At 64.9% G+C, this 20,214-nt stretch carries 14 protein-coding genes; 10 read left to right on the top strand and 4 right to left on the bottom strand.

Annotation, left to right across the window (positions count from 1 at the left end; all coding sequences use genetic code 11):
* Positions 1–47: 47 nt before the first annotated feature.
* From A2Z13_00565 to A2Z13_00550, 4 genes are all read right to left on the bottom strand, one after another.
* Positions 48–1,448: a tRNA uridine-5-carboxymethylaminomethyl(34) synthesis GTPase MnmE gene (locus A2Z13_00565; GenBank protein ID OGP76659.1), complete on the bottom strand. Its 1,401-nt coding sequence runs from the start codon at positions 1,446–1,448 to the stop codon at positions 48–50.
* Positions 1,449–1,528: 80 nt separating this feature from the next.
* Entirely contained in the window at positions 1,529–3,214 is a 1,686-nt protein-coding gene (locus A2Z13_00560) for a hypothetical protein (protein ID OGP76658.1), read from the bottom strand.
* Positions 3,215–3,422: 208 nt separating this feature from the next.
* The gene (locus A2Z13_00555) at positions 3,423–3,842 is read right to left on the bottom strand and encodes a ribonuclease P protein component (protein OGP76671.1); all 420 of its coding nucleotides are present in this window, start codon (positions 3,840–3,842) and stop codon (positions 3,423–3,425) included.
* Between the two features lie 14 nt (positions 3,843–3,856).
* Entirely contained in the window at positions 3,857–4,009 is a 153-nt protein-coding gene (locus A2Z13_00550) for a 50S ribosomal protein L34 (protein OGP76670.1), read from the bottom strand.
* A 115-nt stretch (positions 4,010–4,124) separates the two neighbouring features.
* Between A2Z13_00550 and A2Z13_00545 the strand changes: the two genes are divergently transcribed.
* The 10 genes from A2Z13_00545 (at position 4,125) to A2Z13_00500 (ending at position 20,213) form a co-directional block, all read left to right on the top strand.
* A complete protein-coding gene (locus tag A2Z13_00545) occupies positions 4,125–5,039 on the top strand; it encodes a hypothetical protein (GenBank protein OGP76657.1) in 915 nt (304 codons plus the stop codon).
* Positions 5,040–5,315: 276 nt separating this feature from the next.
* Entirely contained in the window at positions 5,316–6,662 is a 1,347-nt protein-coding gene (locus A2Z13_00540) for a chromosomal replication initiation protein DnaA (GenBank protein ID OGP76656.1), read from the top strand.
* Positions 6,663–6,847: 185 nt separating this feature from the next.
* Positions 6,848–7,969 (top strand): DNA polymerase III subunit beta, encoded by a 1,122-nt coding sequence (locus A2Z13_00535; GenBank protein OGP76655.1) that lies wholly within the window; start codon positions 6,848–6,850, stop codon positions 7,967–7,969.
* A 109-nt stretch (positions 7,970–8,078) separates the two neighbouring features.
* The gene (locus A2Z13_00530) at positions 8,079–10,535 is read left to right on the top strand and encodes a DNA gyrase subunit B (GenBank protein ID OGP76654.1); all 2,457 of its coding nucleotides are present in this window, start codon (positions 8,079–8,081) and stop codon (positions 10,533–10,535) included.
* A 22-nt stretch (positions 10,536–10,557) separates the two neighbouring features.
* A complete protein-coding gene (locus A2Z13_00525; protein OGP76653.1) occupies positions 10,558–12,990 on the top strand; it encodes a DNA gyrase subunit A in 2,433 nt (810 codons plus the stop codon).
* 13 nt (positions 12,991–13,003) lie between these two features.
* Positions 13,004–13,789 (top strand): hypothetical protein, encoded by a 786-nt coding sequence (locus tag A2Z13_00520; protein OGP76652.1) that lies wholly within the window; start codon positions 13,004–13,006, stop codon positions 13,787–13,789.
* A gap of 37 nt (positions 13,790–13,826) precedes the next feature.
* Positions 13,827–14,843 carry a glycerol-3-phosphate dehydrogenase gene (locus tag A2Z13_00515; protein ID OGP76651.1) on the top strand — a complete coding sequence of 339 codons (1,017 nt, stop codon included), beginning with the start codon at positions 13,827–13,829 and terminating at the stop codon, positions 14,841–14,843.
* Between the two features lie 9 nt (positions 14,844–14,852).
* On the top strand, positions 14,853–15,776 hold the full coding sequence (locus A2Z13_00510) for a quinolinate synthase (GenBank protein OGP76650.1): 924 nt from the start codon (positions 14,853–14,855) through the stop codon (positions 15,774–15,776).
* Between the two features lie 13 nt (positions 15,777–15,789).
* Positions 15,790–19,248, top strand: coding sequence for a transcription-repair coupling factor (locus tag A2Z13_00505; GenBank protein OGP76649.1), 3,459 nt, complete (start codon positions 15,790–15,792; stop codon positions 19,246–19,248).
* 47 nt (positions 19,249–19,295) lie between these two features.
* Positions 19,296–20,213: a hypothetical protein gene (locus A2Z13_00500; GenBank protein OGP76648.1), complete on the top strand. Its 918-nt coding sequence runs from the start codon at positions 19,296–19,298 to the stop codon at positions 20,211–20,213.
* The last annotated feature ends 1 nt before the right edge of the window (position 20,214 follow it).

The following is a 20,214-nucleotide window of genomic DNA, read 5'->3' as shown; positions in this document are numbered from 1 at the left end:
AGCCGAATGAGTGTCCCCCGCCAGTGTTGCGGATTGTCCCCGCCCGCCTACTTCCCGATGCAGAAGGAGCCGAAGATCGCGTCGAGGACTTCTTCCGGAGCAATCTCGCCGGTGAGCTCCGAGAGCGCCTCCGCCGCCTCCCGGACGTCGGCAGCCGGAAACTCCAGGGAAAGCCCCTCCCCCACAGCCAGCGAAGCCCGGGATAGCGCATCGACCGCTTTCTTGACGGCGTTTACATGGCGCAGGCGGGTCATCGGCGCCTCGGCCATCCTGGCACCCCCTTCCGGGACCAGCTCCCGGGTCATCGCCTGCAGCATCGCTTCCATTCCCTCCCCGGTCTTCGCGGAGACGGAGAGCACTCCCCGGCTCCCCCCCCCGTGGAAATCCCTGCCGGTCTCCGCGGGCGGGAGGTCGCTCTTGTTCAGCAGGAGGAGGTGCGGCCGGTCGGCCACCTCTTCGTAAGCGCGCCGGTCCTCGTCGCATGCAGCCCGGCTCGCGTCAAGAAGGAAGAGGGCGAAGTCCGCCTCCGACAGGATCTGGCGGCTTCGCCGGACTCCTTCCCGCTCCACCGGGTCCTCCGTTTCCCGCAGCCCGGCCGTGTCGACCAGGCGGACCGGGATCCCCGACAGGGTCAGCTCTCCCGAAAGATAGTCGCGCGTGGTCCCCGGGATCTCGGTGACGATGGCCCGCTCCTCCCCCAGAAGCCGGTTCAGCAGCCGGGATTTCCCCACGTTGGCCACTCCGGCGATGGCGACGATCGCCCCCTCGCGCAGGCGGTGCCCAAGGTCGTAGGACTGGAGATACCGGGAGAGAGAAACACTAATTTCTAATATCCGTTCCTCAACTTGCGCTACAGGAAAAGAGGAGATGTCCTCCTCGTCGGAGAAATCGATGGAGGCCTCCATTCGGACCAGGAGAGACAGCATCCGCTCCCGAAGATTCACCACGACGTCCCGGATCCCCCCTTTCAGCTGGCGCAGCGCGGCGCGGGCCGAGGCCGCTGTTCTCGCCTCGATGAGGTCGCAAAGTCCTTCTGCCTGAGTCAGGTCCATCTTCCCGTTCAGGAAGGCCCGGCGGGAGAATTCCCCCGGGGCCGCAGGAATCGCGCCCAGGGCACACGCCGCGGCCGCCGTTTCCTCCACGAGGATCGGGTTGCCGTGGAGATGGATTTCGACCACGTCCTCGCCGGTGAAGCTGTGCGGCGCGGGAAAACAGACCGCCAGCCCGGTGTCGACTTCCATTCCGGCGGCGTCGCGTATCGTGCAGCGGGAGAGCGTGCGCGCGGGCTGGGCAGCGGGGTCGATATCCGCCAGCCGGCGCACGATGGGAAACGCGTCCGGGCCGGAAAGGCGCAGGATGGAGACGGCTCCCGCGCCGGGCGGGGTCGCGGGGGCGACGATCGTCGTTTCGTCCCGGGATCGTCCCTCGTCCACGGGAGGCTCCTTCATTGCCTGGATGCTCGGCGCGCCGCTGTACGAAAGACGCTGCGCCTTCCGTGGCGGCTGCGTCCCCGGTCAAGCATCTTTCGTTACGCGGGGTGGGCCTTGGCCGCCTCGGCCTGCGCGTTGTGGATCAGCTGCTGGCCGATGCTCAGGACGTTGTTGGCCAGCCAGTAGATGACCAGTCCCGTCGGGAACCCCCAGAACATGAAGGTGAAGATGACGGGCATCAGCAGCATGATCTTCTGCTGGTTGGGGTCGCCCGCCGACGGGGTCATCTTCTGCTGGACGAACATGGAGATCCCCATCAGGAGCGGGAGGAGCCGGATCGGGATCGTGTATCCCGCCACCGCGATGTCCCACAGGCGCTCGGGGGCCGAGAGATCGTTGATCCACAGGAAGAACGGCGAGTGGCGCAGCTCGATCGTCACCAGGAGTCCCTTGTAGAGCGCGATGAAAACCGGGATCTGCAAGAGCATCGGGAGGCAGCCGGAGAGCGGGTTGATCTTGTAGGTCTTGTAAAGGTTCATCGTCTCCTGGTTGAGCTTCTGCGCGTCGTCCTTGTACTTCTCCCGCAGCTTGACCAGGATCGGCTGGAGGTCCTGCATCTTTTTCATCGAGGCCATCGACTTCTGGGTGAGCGGGAAGAACAGGATCTTGATCAGGATGGTGAGGATGACGATGTCGATCCCGTAGTTGCGCGTCACCCGGTTGCTGGCGTTCAGCAGCCACACCAACGGCTTGGCCAGGAAGGAGAACCACCCGTAGTCGACAAGATCTTCGAGCCCCTTTCCCGTCTCCTTCAGCAGGCTGTACCTCTTGGGCCCTGCGAACACCCGGGCCTGGATGCGGACCATCTCGCCGGGCGACAGCGTCACCGGAGCGTCCGCGACCGACATCCGGATCCCGGTCTCCCCCACCAGCGCAATCCTCTCGAGCGTCCACGGCTTGTCCGGCAGCAGGATCAGTCCGAAATATTTCGAGTCGGCGGCGGCCCATGACACGGGATACTTCTCCACCTTCCCCTTCCCGATCGTCTTGAGGTCGAGCTGCTCGATCTTCCCCTTCGTTTCCACGACTGCGCCTGTGAAGGTGTACGAATCCGCCTCGAGCTCCCCCTTGAACTCCTGGGACAGCTCGAATCCCGGGCGCAGCCGGATCGCCTCCCGCGAGCCGTTGGACACCTGCTCGCGGACCTCGAAGTCGTACCGGTCGCCTGAAAACTCGTATTCCCGGACGATTCGCACGCCGCCGGAAGACTCCCAGACAAGGCGCACGATCCTTTTCTCTCCCGCCCGGACGGCCTGGGCATCGGGGGAGCTGGTTGAAAAGACCGGAACAGGCGGGAACGAGGGCTGGCTCTCGTCGAGATACAGGTCCAGCGGCAGCGGGCGGCCCCCCCCCGAGCCGATGATCTCGAGCGGCTTCCCCTTCGGACCGGGGACATCCTTGTACTCGTTCAGGCGGAACGACTGGACCCCCCCCCCGGCAGTGGTGATTGCAGCCGTGTAAAGCGGGGTTGATAGGTCGATCCGCCGTATCGGGGCGGAGGCCCTGGTCACCAGCCTCCCGGAAATCGGGGGCGTCGGCCCCGTGGCCGGAGACACCGCGGCGACCTCCTGCTGCGTGCCCGCCCGGGCGGCGTTGTCACGCCCCGCATCTTGTGCCGCTCCCTGCGGGGCCACCGGCTCCTTCGGGGGAGGCGCGATCACGTATTGATAGGCCAGTAAAATGGCGACCGACAAGACGATCGCCAGGATCATCCTTTTTTCCATTGAGCCCCCGTTCCAAAGAAATGGATCCTCCGCGGCAGATCGACGCCCCCCGGGCGAAACGGATGGCACCGCAGGATCCGCCAAATCCCGCAAAGAATCCCCAAGACAGACCCGTTCTCGCGGATAGAGCCTATCATATAGTCGGAGCAACTCGGATAGTAGCGGCAGCAGTCCCCAAGGGATGGGGAGATCGCCCGCTGGTAGAATTTCAGGGCGCCGACGGTGAGATCTCTTGCCCGCACAGAGAAGGTTCCTCCTTCCGTCCCCACCGACGCAAGATCGCGGGAAGAAGCTCCGCGGAAACCGCGGCCAGTCCCGGCCTGGAAGGGGCTTTCTTCGCCACGATGGCCGTGCGGCTCCCGCGGGGAAACACCTCGTATTTGTGGATTCGGTAGAACTCCCGCAGGACCCTTTTCATGCGGTTTCGCACGACGGCCCGGCCGACCCGCTTACCGACCGAGATGCCGACTTTCCTTACGTCCCCGCCGAGGAAATCGCGGTAGATGGTGAAGTGCGGAGTTGCGCCGCGCTCCCCTTTGCGCACCACCTCCCGGTACTCGCGATCGGAGCGCAGCCGCTCCTCCTTCAGAAACCGGAAATCACCGCCGTCCCCTCGCGGTCCACCCATCCCTTCGGGCAAGGTCACTTCTTGCCGCTGACCGTCACGGAAAGGCGCTTGCGCCCCTTGGCGCGACGCCGGGATAGAACCGCCTTTCCTCCCGGTGTCGCCATGCGAGCGCGGAACCCGTGGGTTCGTTTCCGCCGGATGTTGTGCGGCTGGTAGGTGCGCTTCATCCCTTCCACTCCTTCCTTCGTGGGATCCCAGAACCTATGGGAACTAGATAATTTATTCCCTTCCCCTTGCGCCTGTCAATCTCCTTTTCCGCCCTTGTGGTACACTGCTGGCGTCATGGAACGGAAGCGTCAGCGTGGCTTCGACCTGCGCCGGCTTCTCGCCTTTCCGCTGCTTCAGGCAGCGGGGGAGGGGACCAGCGCGTCCCCTTCGGAAGGCGAACTCCTCTTCGAACTGACGGGCGAGAACCCCGGAAATCTTCTCTTCGGCCGATTCGACACGGAAGAGGTTCGATCCCGGCTGGCCCGGGCCGGAATCCTCGATGGGCTTTCCCGGAGGAGATACCCCGATCCGTTTCTCCTCTTGGAATGCAAGGACCCGGCGGACCAGCGCGTCTCCCTGTTCGCCGGATCGGCTTCCCGCGACCGCCTTCTCCTCGAGGCGAGACTCCAGCTGTGCCGCTTCCATCCCCGCAGGGCCATCGGGCCATTCACCGAAGAGAGCACCCTCCGCATGCTGATCATCCATTGGCTCTCCCTCTCCGATCCCGACCGGCCGTTCACGGCCGAGCGCCCCAGCCTCCCGGGCCAGCATCGCCCGGGGTTGGGCCTCCTGCCGCAAAGCATCGCGCTCCTGCAGGACCTTGGACGGGAACTGCCCCTCGATGGAGTCCTCGACGTCCCCGACCACTTCCACACGGCCCTGTTCTACTCCCGCAATTTCCGGTTCCTGGAGCCGGAGAACGAAGGGCGCTTCCAGGCGATCGCACGCGACCTCAAGGGAATTCCCCTGGCGCTGGCCTCCGAGGCGATCTCCTTTGGATGCCTGATCCATGCAGACACGGACGAGCCGCTCCCCTGGGACCCGGCGGAGCAGGTCCTGCCGATCCGCGGTCCCCTGCGCAGCTATCTTCTGTCGCCCGAATACCGTCGCCTCCGGGACCGGGCTTTTTCGGCCCTCCGGGTGGGCATCGACTGGGACCGCTACCGCGGGAAAATAGCCGAAAGAGGCGCGGCGAGAAAATATCCTTGATTCCAATTTGAGGCGTGTGATACCCTTCCTTCGCCCTGCAACCGCAGGGGGGGCAAGAGCGCAGATGTCCCTTTCAATGTGAAACCTCGCGTCGCTCTTGGGAAATTGTAGCCTTTATATAGATAAGTGGCTGTAAATAAAAGAGAAAAAAGTTATCCACACCTGTGGATAACCATGTTGGCAACTTTCCGCGGCGAAGGGCCTTAAAGCATCAAGAATGAACGCATATTTCTTCCATTTCCCCACCCCTTCCCGCGCCCTTCCGGCGGTCCCGCAATGACCTCGCAGGTGTGGGGGAGGATCCTGGATCGCCTCAAAGAGTCGGTCAGCGACCAGGTCTATGAGACCTGGCTGCGGCCCCTTCGTTTCGTCACGCAGGAAGGCTCCCTTTTGCTGGTGGCAACGCCTCACCAGTTCTTCAAACAGTGGATCGACGAAAATTATTTCCCGCAGATCGAGGAAGCCGCGCGCAAAGAGCTGGGAAGCAACACCTCCATCGAGATCGTGGTGGGAGGGGAGGAAGACGGCGAGGTGGTCCGCGATGCGCAGGACCTGGATCTTGAGTTGCCTTTAAAGGCCGTGCCGCCTCGGCAGAGGAACCGCAACGGGGTACTGAACACGCGGTACACCTTTGACCACTTCGTTGTCGGTGTGGGGAACCAGTTCGCGCAGGCGGCTTCCTTCGCCGTAGCGACCGACCCGGCCAAGAGCTACAACCCCCTCTTTATTTACGGAGGCACGGGGCTCGGGAAAACCCATCTCCTACACGCGATCGGGAATCTCGCCTTCGAGCGGAACCCTCGGATCCGGATCTGCTACATCACCGCGGAGAAGTTCACCAACGAGCTGATCTACTGCCTGCGGACCAACCGGATGCCCGTTTTCAAGGAGAAGTACCGGAACGTGGACATGCTCCTCGTGGACGACGTGCAGTTCATCGCCGGCAAGCAGCGCACGCAGGAAGAGTTCTTCCACACGTTCAACGACCTGTACTCCTCGCGCAAGCAGATCGTGGTGTCCAGCGACAAGTTCCCCAAGGAGATTCCGGACCTGGAAGAAAGGATCCAGTCCCGCTTCGAGTGGGGGCTGGTGGCCGACATCCAGGCGCCGGACATGGAAACGCGAGTGGCGATCCTCAACCGGAAGGCCGAGGCGGACCAGATTTCCCTCCCGCAGGAAGTCGCGCTTTTCCTTGCGACCGCCATCAAGACGAACATACGCGAACTGGAGGGGTCGCTGGTCCGGATCGGCGCACATGCATCGCTTACCAAGCGGGAGATCAACCTGGATCTGGCCCGCGAAGTGCTCTCCCACCTGATCGACAATGCGGAACAGGAGATCTCACCGGACAGGATCGTAAAGGCCGTCGCCGAGTATTACAACGTCAAGATTTCCGACCTGCGCTCCGACCGCAAGCACAAGGTTGTTGCCCTCCCGCGGCAGGTGGCGATGTACCTCATGCGAAGCCTGACCCGTTGCTCTCTCCCCGACATCGGACTCCGGTTCGGAGGAAGAGACCACACCACCGTGATGTACGCCGTAAAAAAGATAGGAAAGAAAGTTCTGGAAGATGTATCTTTGAGGAACACCGTCGATGCTCTCCGGAAAAACCTGGAGGGATAGCCTTGTGGAATGGGGAGGGATGAATTTTTACTCCACAGGATCGGATTCCAACAGGAGCGAGTTGCGAGCAGGTTGTTCTCCCGGCATCTGCCGACCCTTCCGGGAGTTTCGCCCGCTATCCACAATTTCACAGACTCTACTATGACTACTGGTTTTCGAAATCTTCCTAACAGAAGAGGATCGACATGAACTTTACCGTGGAACGTGACCAGTGGATCGGATTGCTGACCCGCGTGCAGGGCATCTCGGAGCGCCGGCACACCATGCCGGTGCTCTCCCACGCACTGCTCTCGGTGGGAAAGTCCGAGGTAACGCTCGTGGCGTCCGACCTGGAGATCGTCGTCCGGTGCGTGCAGCCGGTGGAGGCGAGGGAAGCCGGTTCGATCGCCCTTCCCGCGAGGAAGTTGTTCGACATAGCGAAGGTTCTTCCAAAGGGTCCCGTTTCCATCACCGGCCGGGAAGGGAATTCCGTGGACATCTCTGCGGGTCAGGGGCACTTCCGCCTTGCCGGACTCCCCAGCCAGGAGTTTCCGGAGATGCCGGAGGTCCCGAAAGCTGACCCCGTTTCCGTGGATTCGGAGGTGTTCCGGAAACTTGTCGATCGAGTGGGAGCGTTCTCATCTTCCGATGAGACCCGCTACAACCTGGCAGGCATCCTGCTCGAGAAGCTGGATGTGGAGGGAAAGATTTTTCTTCGAATGGTGGCGACGGACGGACACCGGTTGGCGATGGCCGATGGAGAAGTTCCCGAATTGGGCGGACTGCTCGTTGAGAAGCGGGTTCTCGTCCCCAAGAAGGGACTCTTCGAGATCCGAAAGCTTGCGGAAGGAGGACCGGGGTCGCTGGTGCTGTCCGCCTCCGATAAATTTCTCTTTGCCGGGAAAGGGGACACCGAGCTCTGGGTCCGGCTGCTGGACGCGGAGTTTCCCGACTATCGGCAGGTGGTTCCCAAGGACAATCAGCAGGTGGCCCGCGTGCCGAGGGAGGCGTTCGCGGAGTCCCTTCGACGCGTTGCCGTGATGGCGCCGGAGAAGGTCCACAGCGTACGGCTTTCGTTCTCGGGGAAGCAACTCGAGATCTCGACGGCGAGCCCCGAGCTCGGAGAGGCGAGGGATCTTCTCGGGGTGGAGTACGACGGGGCTCCGGTGAAGATCGGGTTCAACGGTCGGTACCTACAGGACGCAATCAGCGGTATCGAAGAGGAGACGGCGCGCATCGAGTTCAAGGACGACGTCTCCCAGGTCATCGTCCGCCCGGAGGAGGACCGCAGCTACCTCGCCATCATCATGCCGATGAGGATCTTCTAAGGGGTCTTGAACAGGAGGCGCCGGATCCTCTCCGGCGCCAATGTATTCCACCGTTCCGCTGCGATCTGTAATATAATAAACCGATTAATCTCCATGGGATTGGTGAGTCATGCCCGACGGCCCGAACGGTGGTGTCCGAAACGGTAACGGCGCTGCCGAGTATACAGGCGAAAACATCCAGATTCTCAAGGGGTTGGAGGCTGTCCGAAAGCGCCCGGCGATGTACGTAGGGAGCACGGACACCCACGGACTCCATCACCTGGTGTACGAGGTCGTCGACAACTCCATCGACGAGGCGATGGCGGGATTCTGCGACGCCATCTCCGTCACGATCCACACGGACAACTCCATCACGATCGACGACAACGGTCGCGGCATTCCGGTCGATCGGATCGAGGAAGAGGGGAAACCCGCAGCCGAAGTCGTTTTGACGGTGTTGCACGCCGGCGGGAAGTTCGACCGGGAGTCCTACAAGGTGTCGGGAGGACTGCACGGAGTCGGCGTGTCGGTGGTGAACGCCCTCTCCGAGTCTCTCTCGGCCGAGATCCGCAGGGACGGCAACGTCTACAAGATCGCTTTCGCTCGCGGGGAGACGGTCCTCCCTCTGAAGGCCGTCGGGAAGTCGCGCAAGAGCGGGACGAAGATCACCTTCAAACCCGATTCGGAAGTCTTCACGGAGACCGAGTTCTCCTTCGACGTGCTTTCCGGGAGACTCCGGGAACTCTCCTTCCTCAACGCGGGCCTGAAGATCGTCATCCTGGACGAGCGCACGGGGAAGACGCACGAGTTCCAGTACAAGGGCGGGATCGTCTCCTTCGTACAGCACCTGAACCGCAACAAGACGCCTCTCCACGGCAAGCCGATCTACATCGAGGGGGAAAAGGACGGCGTCGTGATCGAGGTGGCGCTCCAGTACAACGATTCCTACCAGGAGACGATCTTCACCTTCGCGAACAACATCAACACGCACGACGGCGGCACGCACCTGATCGGCTTCCGCTCGGCGCTCACGCGGGCGATCAACCAGTACGCCAACGCGGGGAACCTGCTGAAGGGAGTCAAGGAGAACCTGACCGGGGACGACCTGCGGGAGGGGTTGACGGCCGTCGTCTCCGTCAAGGTCCCCGAACCTCAGTTCGAGGGGCAGACCAAAAACAAGCTCGGCAACAGCGAGGTCAAGGGGCTGGTCGACTCGATGGTCTACGAGAAGCTCGTCAACTTCTTCGAGGAAAACCCCTCGGTGGCGAAAAAGATCGTCGAGAAAGCGCTCGAGGCGGCGCGGGCCCGGGAGGCGGCGCGCAAGGCGAAGGAGCTCGCCCGGCGGAAAGGGGCCCTCGATTCCGCGGGGCTGCCCGGCAAGCTCGCCGACTGCCAGGAGCGGGATCCCGCCCGGTGCGAGCTCTTCATCGTGGAGGGGGACTCCGCCGGCGGATCGGCCAAGCAGGCCCGGGACCGCCGCTACCAGGCGATCCTCCCGTTGAAGGGGAAGATCCTGAACGTGGAGAAGGCGCGGGTCGACAAGATGCTCTCCTCCCAGGAGATCCGGACGATGATCACGGCCCTGGGGACCGGAATCGGCAGCGAGGATTACGACCCGGCGCACCTTCGGTACGGCAAGATCATCATCATGACCGACGCCGACGTCGACGGTGCGCACATCCGGACGCTGCTCCTGACCTTCTTCTTCCGGAACATGCGGGATCTCTTCGAGCGGGGGAACATCTTTATCGCCCAGCCCCCCCTGTACGGCATCCGGAAGGGGAAGGAGATGACGTACCTGAAAGACGACGGCGCCTTCCGCGACTACCTGATCGAGAACGGCAGCGCGGGGCGAAAGATCGCTGCGAAGAACGGACAGGGGGGACTCTCCGGACAACGGATGGTCGCCTGGCTCAAGAAGATCTCCCGGCTGGAGACGATCGCGGTACGCTCCGAGCGCCGGGGTCTGCCCGCCTTCGTCCTGCTGTCGCTGGGGGCGCGTGCGGTAGAAGGAGCCAAGGCACTCTCGAACGGAGCGTCCGCAAAGTCGTTCTTCACGTCGCTGATCAAGGAGTGGAAGGTCACGCGCCCCGAGGTTTCTCACGTGACGGTTTCCATCGACCCCGACCCCGACACCGACGGCGACGGGGTGCGCGCCCTCCTGCGATGGAAGCGGGGCGGACTGCCGATGGAGTGCCTGGTGAACCGGCGCCTGATGGAGTCGGCGGACCTGCGGGAGGCCAACATCCTTTCCTCCCAGATCCGCGAATCCCTCCCGCCGCCCTACCGGCTGGAAGGGGAAGGGACGTTCCCGGAGGCGGACGGACCGCTCTGCCTGCTCGACCAGATCCTCGAGGCCGGGAAGAAAGGGCAGACCATCCAGCGATACAAGGGCCTGGGCGAAATGAACCCCGAGCAGCTCTGGGCCACCGCCATGAACCCGGAGACCCGGGAGCTGCTTCAGGTGGAAGTGGGGGACGAGACCGACGCCGACGAGATCTTCTCGAGGCTGATGGGCGACCAGGTCGAGCCCCGGCGGGAATTCATCGAAAAGAACGCCCTGGACGTCACCTCCCTGGATATCTGATCCGATAGGAGTGCCATAGGAGATGGAACTCTTCAGCCGGCCTGCGCAGAGGCGCACCGTCCAGGACGAGATGTGCCGGAGCTACCTCGATTACGCGATGAGCGTGATCGTGGGCCGCGCACTGCCCGACGTGCGCGACGGACTGAAGCCCGTCCAGCGGCGCATCCTCTACGCGATGTACGAGCTGGGCAACGAGTACGGCAAGCCGCACAAGAAGTCCGCCCGCATCGTCGGGGACGTCATCGGCAAGTACCATCCCCACGGAGACACCGCGGTCTATGATGCGCTCGTGCGGATGGTCCAGGACTTCTCGCTGCGGTACCCGCTGGTGGACGGGCAGGGGAACTTCGGCTCGGTGGACGGCGACTCGGCCGCCGCCATGCGGTACACCGAGATCCGGATGGCCAAGATCGCCTCCGAGCTCCTTTCCGACCTCGACAAGGAAACGGTCGAGACGACCCCCAACTACGACGGGTCGCTTACGGAGCCGCGCGTCCTGCCGGCGCGCATCCCCAACCTGCTGGTGAACGGCAGCGCGGGAATCGCGGTCGGGATGGCCACCTCCATCCCGCCCCACAACCTCGGGGAGGTGCTGGACGCCCTGGTCGCCCTCATCGCCAACCCGGAGATCACGGTCGACGAGCTGATGGAATGCATCCCCGCGCCCGACTTCCCCACGGGCGGGATCCTCTACGGGCTGGATGGGGTCCGGGAGGCGTACCGCACGGGGCGAGGCAGCGTGCAGATCCGGGCCCGCGCGTTCATCGAGAAGGCGAAGAAGGGGGACCGCGAGTCGATCGTCATCACCGAGATTCCCTACCAGGTGAACAAGGCGCGTCTCATCGAGAAGATCGCGGACCTGGCGCGGAACAAGGAGATCGAGGAGATCTCCGACATCCGGGACGAGTCCGACCGCGACGGCATGCGGGTGGTCGTCGAACTGAAGAAGGACGCCATCTCCGAAGTGGTCTTGAACAACCTCTACAAGCAGACGCAGTTGCAGACCTCCTTCGGCGTGCAGCTACTGGCGATCGTCCAGAACCAGCCCCGCACGCTCAGCCTCAAGCAGATGCTGGAGGAGTTCCTGGCGTTCCGCAGGGAGGTCGTCACCCGCCGGACCCTGTTCCTGCTCAAGAAAGCCGAGGCCCGGGTTCACATTCTGGAGGGCCTGAAGATCGCGCTGGACCACCTGGACGCGGTGATCCAGCTCATCCGGAGGTCGAAGGATCCCAAGGAAGCCAAGGAAGGCCTTGTGGCGAAGTTCGGCCTGACGGAGATCCAGGCGCAGGCGATCCTCGACATGCGGCTGCAGCGGCTGACCGGCCTCGAGCGGGAGAAGATCCTCCAGGAATTGAAGGACGTTAAGGCGGAAATCGCCGGGCTGAAAAAGATCCTGGCGGAGGAGAAGGAGCTTCTACGGGTCGTCGCGGACGAGTTCCGGGAGATCCACAAGGCCTACGCCGACCTGCGCCGCTCGCAGATCGTCCGGGAGACGAAGGACATCCGGCTCGAGGACCTCATCGTCGACGAGGAGATGGTGGTTACCGTATCCCACACGGGGTACATCAAGCGCAATCCGATCAGCCTCTATCGGACGCAGCGCCGCGGGGGCCGGGGCAAGGTGGGGATGGGGACGAAGGAAGAGGACTTCGTCGAGAGCGTCTTCATCGCCTCCATGCACACCTACATCATGTTCTTTTCCAACACCGGAAAGGTGTACTGGCTCAAGGTCCACGAGCTGCCGGAGGCCAGCCGCGCCGCCAAGGGTCGGGCCATCGTGAATCTCCTGTCCCTGTCGCCGGGGGAATCGATCTCCACGATCCTGCCGGTCAAGGAGTTCGTGGAGGGGAAACACGTGGTGACGGCGACCGCCCAGGGGGTCATCAAGAAGACGGAGCTCATGGAATACTCCCGGCCGCGGGCGGGAGGCATCATCGCCATGGGCTTGAACGAGGGCGACCAGCTGATCGCCACGGCGATCACGTCGGGGCAGGACGAGGTCTTCCTCTCCACCCGGCACGGGATGTCGATCCGGTTCCGCGAGGAAGACGTCCGCGCCATGGGCCGGGCCGCCGTGGGGGTCCGGGGGATCGACCTGGAGAAGGGGGACGCGGTCGTCGGCATGGAGATCCTCCGTCCCCAGGGGATGCTCCTCACGGCGACGGAGAACGGGTTCGGCAAGCGCACCGGCATCGAGGAATACCGGGTCCAGTCCCGGGGCGGGAAGGGGGTCATTACCCTCAAGGTCACCGAGAAGACCGGGGCGATCGTCGGGGTGGCGCAGGTGTCGGAAGGCGACGACGTAATGCTGATCACCGACTCCGGCAAGATCATCCGGATGGCCGTCGATGAGATTCGCGTCATCGGCCGGAACACCCAGGGGGTCCGCCTGATCGGGCTGCAGGAGAACGAGCGCGTCGCCTCGCTGGCCCGTTTGGCGGAAAAGGAGGAATAGGCCGGAACGCGCGATGGCAAGATCGTTCGGTGTCATCTGGCTCTGCCTGGGTCTCCTCGCCCTCCCGGCCTGCACGGACCCGGCCCGGGAGCGGTTTGAGGCGGCGGAAAAGGCGCTGCTGGAGCAGAAGATGGAGTCCGCACTGGCGGGATACCGGTCGATCCCCAAAGAGTTCCCCCAGTCGCGGTACGCACCCATCGCATTGTTGCGGCAGGGGGGGCTGTTCGGGTCCTTCTTCCGGAACTACCCGGCGGCCCTCGAGGCCTACGAGTCGCTCGTTTTCAATTACCCCAGAGCCGCGGAGGCGCCGCAGGCCCTGCTTCGCCAGGGAGAGATCCACCTCCTGCATTTCCTCGACTATGCCGCCGCGGCGGAGGACCTCGAATCGATCCGGCGGCAATTCCCCAGGTTCGCGGAGATGGACGAGGTGCTGCTCCTGCTCGCGAAGGCCTACGGCGGCATGGCCGACCCGTCCCGGCAGGTCGCCGCGCTCTCCGAGCTGACGGAGAGGTTCCCCGACTTCCCGCGGGCCGCGGAGGGCCGGTGGATGCTGGCATACGCGTACCTGGCGCAGGGGAAGTTCTTCGAGGCCGACCGGGAATTCCGCAAGCTCTTTTACCTTGTCTCCGACCGCAAGGCGATCACCCGCGCGCGCTGGGGAATGGCGCAGGCGCTCGAGGGGTCGGGGCAGCTGGGGGCCGCGGTGGAGCAGTACGAGGCGATTCGAAACGACTGGGAGGACCCGGCGTATGTCGCGGAGAAGATCGACCGTCTGAAGAAACGGATGAAGGCCCGGTAGCCGCCGTTCGAGCGGGAAAGGCGGAAGGGGAGCGGACATGGCGCAGGAAAGGGAAGCGCGGATTGCCGTGGTTGGGGGGGGGTCGTGGGGAACCGCGTTCGCCGCGATGCTTTCGGAGCGGCACGGCGACGTCTCCCTCTGGGTGCGCGAACCGGGGGTGTACGCGGAGATCCGGGAGGGGCGCGAAAATCGGACCTTTCTGCCCGGGTTCCCCGTCCCCTCGAAGGTACGGCCGACGATGGATCTGGCCGAGGCCCTTTTGGACCGGGAGATCGTGGCCGTCGCGGTCCCCTCCCATCACCTGCGAGCGGTGGTGCGGGGTGCAGCGAAACATCTTTTCCCCGGCGCCTGCGTGGTATCGCTCGCCAAGGGGGTGGAGAACGGGACCCTGCGGAGGATGACCGAAGTCCTCGCGGAAGAGCTGCCGGAGTTTTCGGGCCGGCTGGCAGCGCTCTCGGGGCCGACCTTCGCCCGGGAGGTCGCGGAGGGGAAGCCGACCGGCGCCACGGTGGCGGCGGCAAGCGTAAAGGTGACCGCCGTCCTGCAGGCCGCCTTCTCCGGGAAGCGGTTCCGGGTCTATGCGGAGACCGACGTGGTCGGCATCGAGATCGGCGGGGCGTTGAAAAACGTGATGGCCATCGCCGCCGGCATGTCCGACGGGCTGGGGTTCGGGCACAACGCCCGCTCCCTTCTTATCGCCCGCGGCCTGGCCGAGATCACCCGGCTGGGGGTGCGCCTGGGGGCCAGCCCGCAAACGTTCGCGGGGCTTTCGGGGCTTGGGGATCTCGTGTTGACCTGCACCGGGGACTTGTCGCGGAACCGGACGGTCGGGATGCGCGTCGGAAGGGGAGAGAGCGTCCGTGGGATCCTGTCGGGGATGAAGATGGTGGCGGAGGGGGTCAACACCGCGCGGGCGGCGGTCGACCTGTCCCGCCGGACGGGGGTGCCGATGCCGATCTCCGAGCAGGTGTACCGGATCCTGCACGAGGGGAAGGACGCCAAAACCGCGGTGGACGAGCTGTTCGCCCGGGCGCTGCGCGCGGAAAGGGACTAAAACGCTACGATGGAGCAGGGAGCGCTGAAAAAAGAGATCCGGGAGCTTTTGGCCCGGCGGAATGCCGTCCTTCTGGCGCACAACTACCAACGGGACGAGATCCAGGAGATCGCCGACATCACCGGGGACTCCCTGGGATTGAGCCAGGAGGCGGCCCGGTCGGGGGCGGAGGTGATCGTCTTCTGCGGCGTCCACTTCATGGCGGAGAGCGCCGCCATCTTGTCGCCCGCGAAGACCGTCCTCCTGCCGCGGATGGACGCCGGCTGCCCGATGGCCGACATGATCACGGCGGACGACCTGCGCGCATGGCGCACCGTCCACCCCGGGGCCGTCGTGGTGACCTACGTCAACTCGTCGGCGGAGGTGAAGGCGCTCTCCGATGTCTGCTGCACCTCGGGCAACGCCGTCAACGTCGTCCGGTCGGTCCCTCCGGAAAAAGAGATCTTCATGGTCCCCGACCGGAACCTGGCGCACTACGTCGCGAAGGTTTCCGGCCGGCGGCTTTCCTGGTGGGACGGCTATTGCCCCACCCACGAGCGGCTCACGGTGGCGGATACCGCAAGGGCAAAGGGAGCGCACCCGGAAGCCTTGCTCGTCGTTCACCCCGAATGCCGTCCGGAGGTCGTGGCGATGGCCGACGCCGTCCTGTCCACCTCGGGGATGTACGGCTACTGCCGCCGGTCGACGGCGAAGGAGTTCGTCGTGGGCACGGAGATGGGGATCCTCTACCGGCTCCGGAAGGAGAATCCCGGAAAGAAGTTCCATCTGGCCTCCCGCGCTCTCATCTGCCCCAACATGAAGCTCACCACGCTCGAGGACGTCCGGGACGCGCTGGCGACGCTCTCCCCCGAGGTCACGGTACCGCGGGAGATCCGGGAGAAGGCCCTCGCGGCCCTGGAGGCGATGCTCCGCGTCCCCCGCGACGCCTCCTGAACGGATCCGACGGATGCTTGCCCGCACGCCGACCCTTTCCTTCGAGTATCTCGCTCGCGCCCTCGAAACGCGGGACCGGGCGTGCCTGCAGGTCCTGCGGGCCCCCGTCGGCATCCGGACGTTTCTCGTCTCGGCGCTCTTCAAGCGTCTGGCGCGCCCGATCCTGTTCCTCACCCCCACGGTCGCGGAGGCGGAGGAGAGCTTCCGGGAAATTGCCGCGTACCTGGGGGAGAAATCGTGTGCCCTTTTCCCTTCCGTGGAGGTTGCCCCCTACGAGGAGATGCCTCCCTACGCACCCGCGGTCCACGACCGGATGCGGGCCCTTCATCGGCTGGTGGAGGGCGGCCCGTCCGTTGTGGTCTCCCCCGTGGAGGCGGCGCTCGAGAAGACGCTTCCCCGGGAGGCGTTTCTCGGGGCGATGCGCCGGGTGTCCGCGGGGATGGAGATCGACGTCGCAGAATTCTCCCGGCACCTCTCCGAAACCGGGTACGCGCGGCTTCCCTCGACGGCGGAGGCGGGAGACTTCTCCGTCCGGGGAGGGATCGTCGAGGTCTGCAGCCCCGCCCACGGCTTTCCGGCCCGCCTGACCTTCGACGGGGACCGGATCGAGTCGCTGCGCTGGTTCGACCCGAAGACCCAGCGGACCCGCTCGGAGGGGGGCGAGCTGATCGTGATCCCCTGCTCCCAGGTGATCACCCGGCCGGAGTATCTGTCGGCGGCGGCCGCCACAGCGGGCGAGTCCTTCCGGGACGCGCTCGGCCAGGGGATCCGCTATCACGGTATCGAGACGATTCTTCCCCTCCTCTACGGCCGGGCGGCCTCCCTGTTCGAATATCTGCCAGAAGGGGCGGTGATCGCCGCGGTCGATACGGCGGGATGTCTCTTCCACGCGCGAAACGTCTTCGCCGGCGCCGAGGAAAACCATCTGCTGGCCGGACAGGAAAAGGGCTTTCCGGCTCCCGCGGAGATCTTCGTCCCGCCGCAGGAGCTCCTCCTGAAGTTTCAGGAGGCTCCGGTTCTCTGCTTCGACTCCATCGAGGTCGCCCCCTTCGGGCGAAAGGACGCGGTCCGGGGGGAGATCGACGCGCAGGGGAACGAGGACATCCGGCGGAGCACGGTCACCTCCGCCTCGGAAGGGCTTCTCTTCCCCCTTGCCGGCGAGGCGAAGGAGTGGTGGAAGCGGGGGAGCCGTTTCGTGGTGACGTCCCTGTCGCCCTCCCAATCCGACCGGATGGAGGAGCTGCTGGGGCGGTACTCCCTCCCCCTGACCTCCGGGGCGACGCTTTCCGATTCGATCGAGGGGGGCAAGGGAATCGCCCTCTGCTGTTCCGAGGTGACCCGCGGATTCCGGTTCCCGGAGCTGGGCGTGGCGGTGGTCACCGAGGCGGAAGTCTTCGGGGAAAAGGCCCGGGTGCGCAAGGGCCGCCGGGAGGCCGCGCCTCCCGTCGAGGAGTTCTCGCTCACGGAGCTGCGCGTAAACGACCTGGCCGTCCATGTGGACCACGGCATTGGCGTCTATCGGGGGCTTCTGCGCCGTCAGGCCGCGGGCGTGGAGGGGGATTTCCTCGTGCTGGAGTACGCCGGCGGTGACCGCCTCTTCGTGCCCGTTGAGAAGATGTCGCGCGTCCAGCGGTACGTCGCCTCCGAGGAAGACCGGCCGCGGCTGGCGCGGTTGGGAGGGACCGCATGGCAGCGGGCCAAGCAGCGGGTGCGCGACTCCCTGCTCGCGATGGCCCAGGACCTGATCGGCGTCCAGGCGAAGCGACAGCTGGCCACCCGGCCGCCGTCCGTTCCCCCGGACGCCGTCTTCCGGGAGTTCGAGGCGGCCTTCGACCACGAGGAGACCCCGGACCAGCAGAAGGTGATCGAGGAGGTGATTCGGGACCTGACGTCGCCCCGGCCGATGGACCGCCTCGTTTGCGGGGACGTGGGGTACGGCAAGACGGAAGTGGCGATCCGCGCAGCGCTCAAAGTGGTGCTCGACGGGCGCCAGGCGGCAGTCCTCGTCCCCACCACGGTCCTGGCGGAGCAGCACTACCAGACCTTCCGAAGGCGACTCTCCGGCTACCCCGTGCGGGTGGAGAACCTTTCCCGCTTCCAATCGAAGGCAGGGCAGGCAAGGGTGGCGAAGGATCTTGCCGGAGGCTTGGTCGACATCGTCATCGGTACCCACCGGCTCCTGCAGAAGGACGTCTCCTTCAGGAACCTGGGAGTCGTGATCATCGACGAGGAGCAGCGGTTCGGCGTAGCGCACAAGGAGAGGCTCAAAAAAATGCGCGCCTCGGTCGACGTGCTGACCCTCTCGGCCACCCCGATCCCCCGGACGCTCCACATGGCGTTCTCGGGGATCCGCGACATCAGCATCATCGCCACGCCGCCGGAGGACCGTCTCTCGATCCGCACCTTCGTCCTGCCGTTTTCGGAGGAGACGATCCGCGAGGCCGTCGACCGGGAGGTCCGGCGCGGCGGGCAGGTCTTCTTCGTCCACAACCGGGTCCAGTCCCTCCCGGCGATGGAGCGGTACCTGCGGGAGATCCTCCCCGACGTCCGGATCGGCGTTGCGCACGGGCAGACGGACGAGGAGGAGCTTTCCCACGCGATGGACGACTTCGCGGCAAGGCGGACCGATCTTCTCCTGTGCACCGCCATCATCGAGGCGGGGCTGGACATCGCCAACGCGAACACGATCCTCGTCAACCAGGCGCACCGTTTCGGCCTGGCCCAGCTCTACCAGCTGCGCGGCAGGGTGGGGCGGGACCGGCACCGCGCCTACGCCTACTTCCTCCTGCCGAAGGACGTGGCGATGACGCGGCACGCGACGCAGCGGCTGGCCGTGCTCGAGGAGCTGACCGAGCTCGGCTCGGGGTTCAAGATCGCCTCCCACGACCTGGAGATCCGCGGCGCGGGGAACCTGCTGGGGAAGGACCAGTCCGGGCAGATCCACCAGGTGGGGTACGAGCTGTACACCCAGCTCCTGTCGGAGTCGATGGCCGAGCTTTCCGGGAAGGCCGTCGCCGAGGAGGAGGAGCCCGAGCTCGACTTGAGGATTCCGGCCTTCCTGCCCGACGACTACCTCCCCGAGGCGGGGGTCCGGCTGGAGTTCTACAGGAGGCTGGCGATGGCGAAAACGGTGGACGCGGCCGACGAACTCGAGCTGGAGCTGCTCGACCGCTTCGGCCGCCTTCCCGCACCGGCGAAGGCGCTGTGCGATCTTTCCCGGCTCCGGGTCCGGATGCGCGAGGCGGGTGTCCGCGAGTTGAAGCGGGGGAACGGGGCGCTCTATCTGACGCTTTCGGACCGGGCGGAGGTCGACCGTCGCCTCCTGGTGCAATGGGTGACCCGGGAGAAGGCGGCGTTCTCGTTCGTGCGGGGGGAGGTGCTGGCGATGAAGTTCCCGGGGGATGCGCCGGAAGGCGTGCTTTCCGCGGCCAAAAACCTGTTGAACCGCTTCCCCCCGGGGCGTAGCATATAATTTTTCGAAGGTTGGGCCTTGCGGGTCCAGGGAAGGAGATTTCACGGATGCGAAAGTTTGGCTGGCTGCTGCTCGTTCTCATGGTGCCGTTCCTTTCGGCCTGCGGCGGGACGGGGAAGGGGAAGCAGGAGAAGGTCCTGGCGATGGTCAACGACCAGCCCATCACCGAGGCGATGCTGGATGAGGAGGCCAAATCGCTGCCTCCTTACGTCCGGCCGATCCTGGACACCCCGTCGGGCCGGATGCAGTTTCTCGAAAGCCTGATCACCCGGGATCTCCTGATGCAGGAAGCGCTGCGCCGCGGCATGGACCGCAGGGAAGACGTTCGCGAGCGCCTGAACATGGCGCGAAGGTCGATCCTCCTCGAGGCGCTTCTCCGCGACGTGACGGAGAAGGCGCCAGGACTCTCCGACGAGTCGCTGAAGAAGTTCTACGGCACCAACCAGGGGAGCTTCCAGATGGGCGAGCGGGTCAAAGTGAGCCACGTGCTGTTCAAGAATCGGGCGAAGGCCGAGGAGATGGCCCGGAAGGCCAAAAACGGGATGCCGTTCGATGAGATAGTAAAGACCGCATCGAAGGAGGGAGGCATCGCGGCCGATCTCGGGTTCATTGAGCAAGGGAAATTCGACAAGGCTTTCGAGGAAGCGGCGTTCGCCGCCCCGACCGGGCAGGTGACGGGACCGGTCAAGACCTCCTATGGTTACCACCTGATTCTGGTGAGAGAGAAACGACCCGCAGGGGTGCAGCCGTTCGAAGAGGTGAAAGAACAGATCGCTGCAGATCTCCGGGAGCAGGCGCAGCGGGAGGCGTTCGAGACGCTCCTGGCGCAGATGAAGAAACAGGCAAAGATCCAGATGCTGGTGACGCCGGAAGCGAAGTCGCCCTCGCCCGCGGCAGAGTCTCCGCGGGGTCCCGGAAGCCCGGCGGCAAAGCCCGCCGGATCCCCCCCGGGTGGTGGGCGCTGAC

It is taken from the genome of Deltaproteobacteria bacterium RBG_16_64_85, from assembly GCA_001798885.1.
Lineage (GTDB): Bacteria > Desulfobacterota > Deferrimicrobia > Deferrimicrobiales > Deferrimicrobiaceae > FEB-35.
The sequence above is the reverse complement of the archived record's forward strand: the minus strand, read 5'-3'. Positions and strand labels throughout refer to the sequence as shown.

Bases quoted from the DNA above. Each gene is read 5' to 3' on its own strand.
- A2Z13_00565 (OGP76659.1), bottom strand. From the start codon at position 1,448: ATGAAGGAGCCTCCCGTGGACGAGGGACGATCCCGGGACGAAACGACG.
- A2Z13_00560 (OGP76658.1), bottom strand. From the start codon at position 3,214: ATGGAAAAAAGGATGATCCTGGCGATCGTCTTGTCGGTCGCCATTTTA.
- A2Z13_00555 (OGP76671.1), bottom strand. From the start codon at position 3,842: ATGGGTGGACCGCGAGGGGACGGCGGTGATTTCCGGTTTCTGAAGGAG.
- A2Z13_00550 (OGP76670.1), bottom strand. From the start codon at position 4,009: ATGAAGCGCACCTACCAGCCGCACAACATCCGGCGGAAACGAACCCAC.
- A2Z13_00545 (OGP76657.1), top strand. From the start codon at position 4,125: ATGGAACGGAAGCGTCAGCGTGGCTTCGACCTGCGCCGGCTTCTCGCC.
- A2Z13_00540 (OGP76656.1), top strand. From the start codon at position 5,316: ATGACCTCGCAGGTGTGGGGGAGGATCCTGGATCGCCTCAAAGAGTCG.
- A2Z13_00535 (OGP76655.1), top strand. From the start codon at position 6,848: ATGAACTTTACCGTGGAACGTGACCAGTGGATCGGATTGCTGACCCGC.
- A2Z13_00530 (OGP76654.1), top strand. From the start codon at position 8,079: ATGCCCGACGGCCCGAACGGTGGTGTCCGAAACGGTAACGGCGCTGCC.
- A2Z13_00525 (OGP76653.1), top strand. From the start codon at position 10,558: ATGGAACTCTTCAGCCGGCCTGCGCAGAGGCGCACCGTCCAGGACGAG.
- A2Z13_00520 (OGP76652.1), top strand. From the start codon at position 13,004: ATGGCAAGATCGTTCGGTGTCATCTGGCTCTGCCTGGGTCTCCTCGCC.
- A2Z13_00515 (OGP76651.1), top strand. From the start codon at position 13,827: ATGGCGCAGGAAAGGGAAGCGCGGATTGCCGTGGTTGGGGGGGGGTCG.
- A2Z13_00510 (OGP76650.1), top strand. From the start codon at position 14,853: ATGGAGCAGGGAGCGCTGAAAAAAGAGATCCGGGAGCTTTTGGCCCGG.
- A2Z13_00505 (OGP76649.1), top strand. From the start codon at position 15,790: ATGCTTGCCCGCACGCCGACCCTTTCCTTCGAGTATCTCGCTCGCGCC.
- A2Z13_00500 (OGP76648.1), top strand. From the start codon at position 19,296: ATGCGAAAGTTTGGCTGGCTGCTGCTCGTTCTCATGGTGCCGTTCCTT.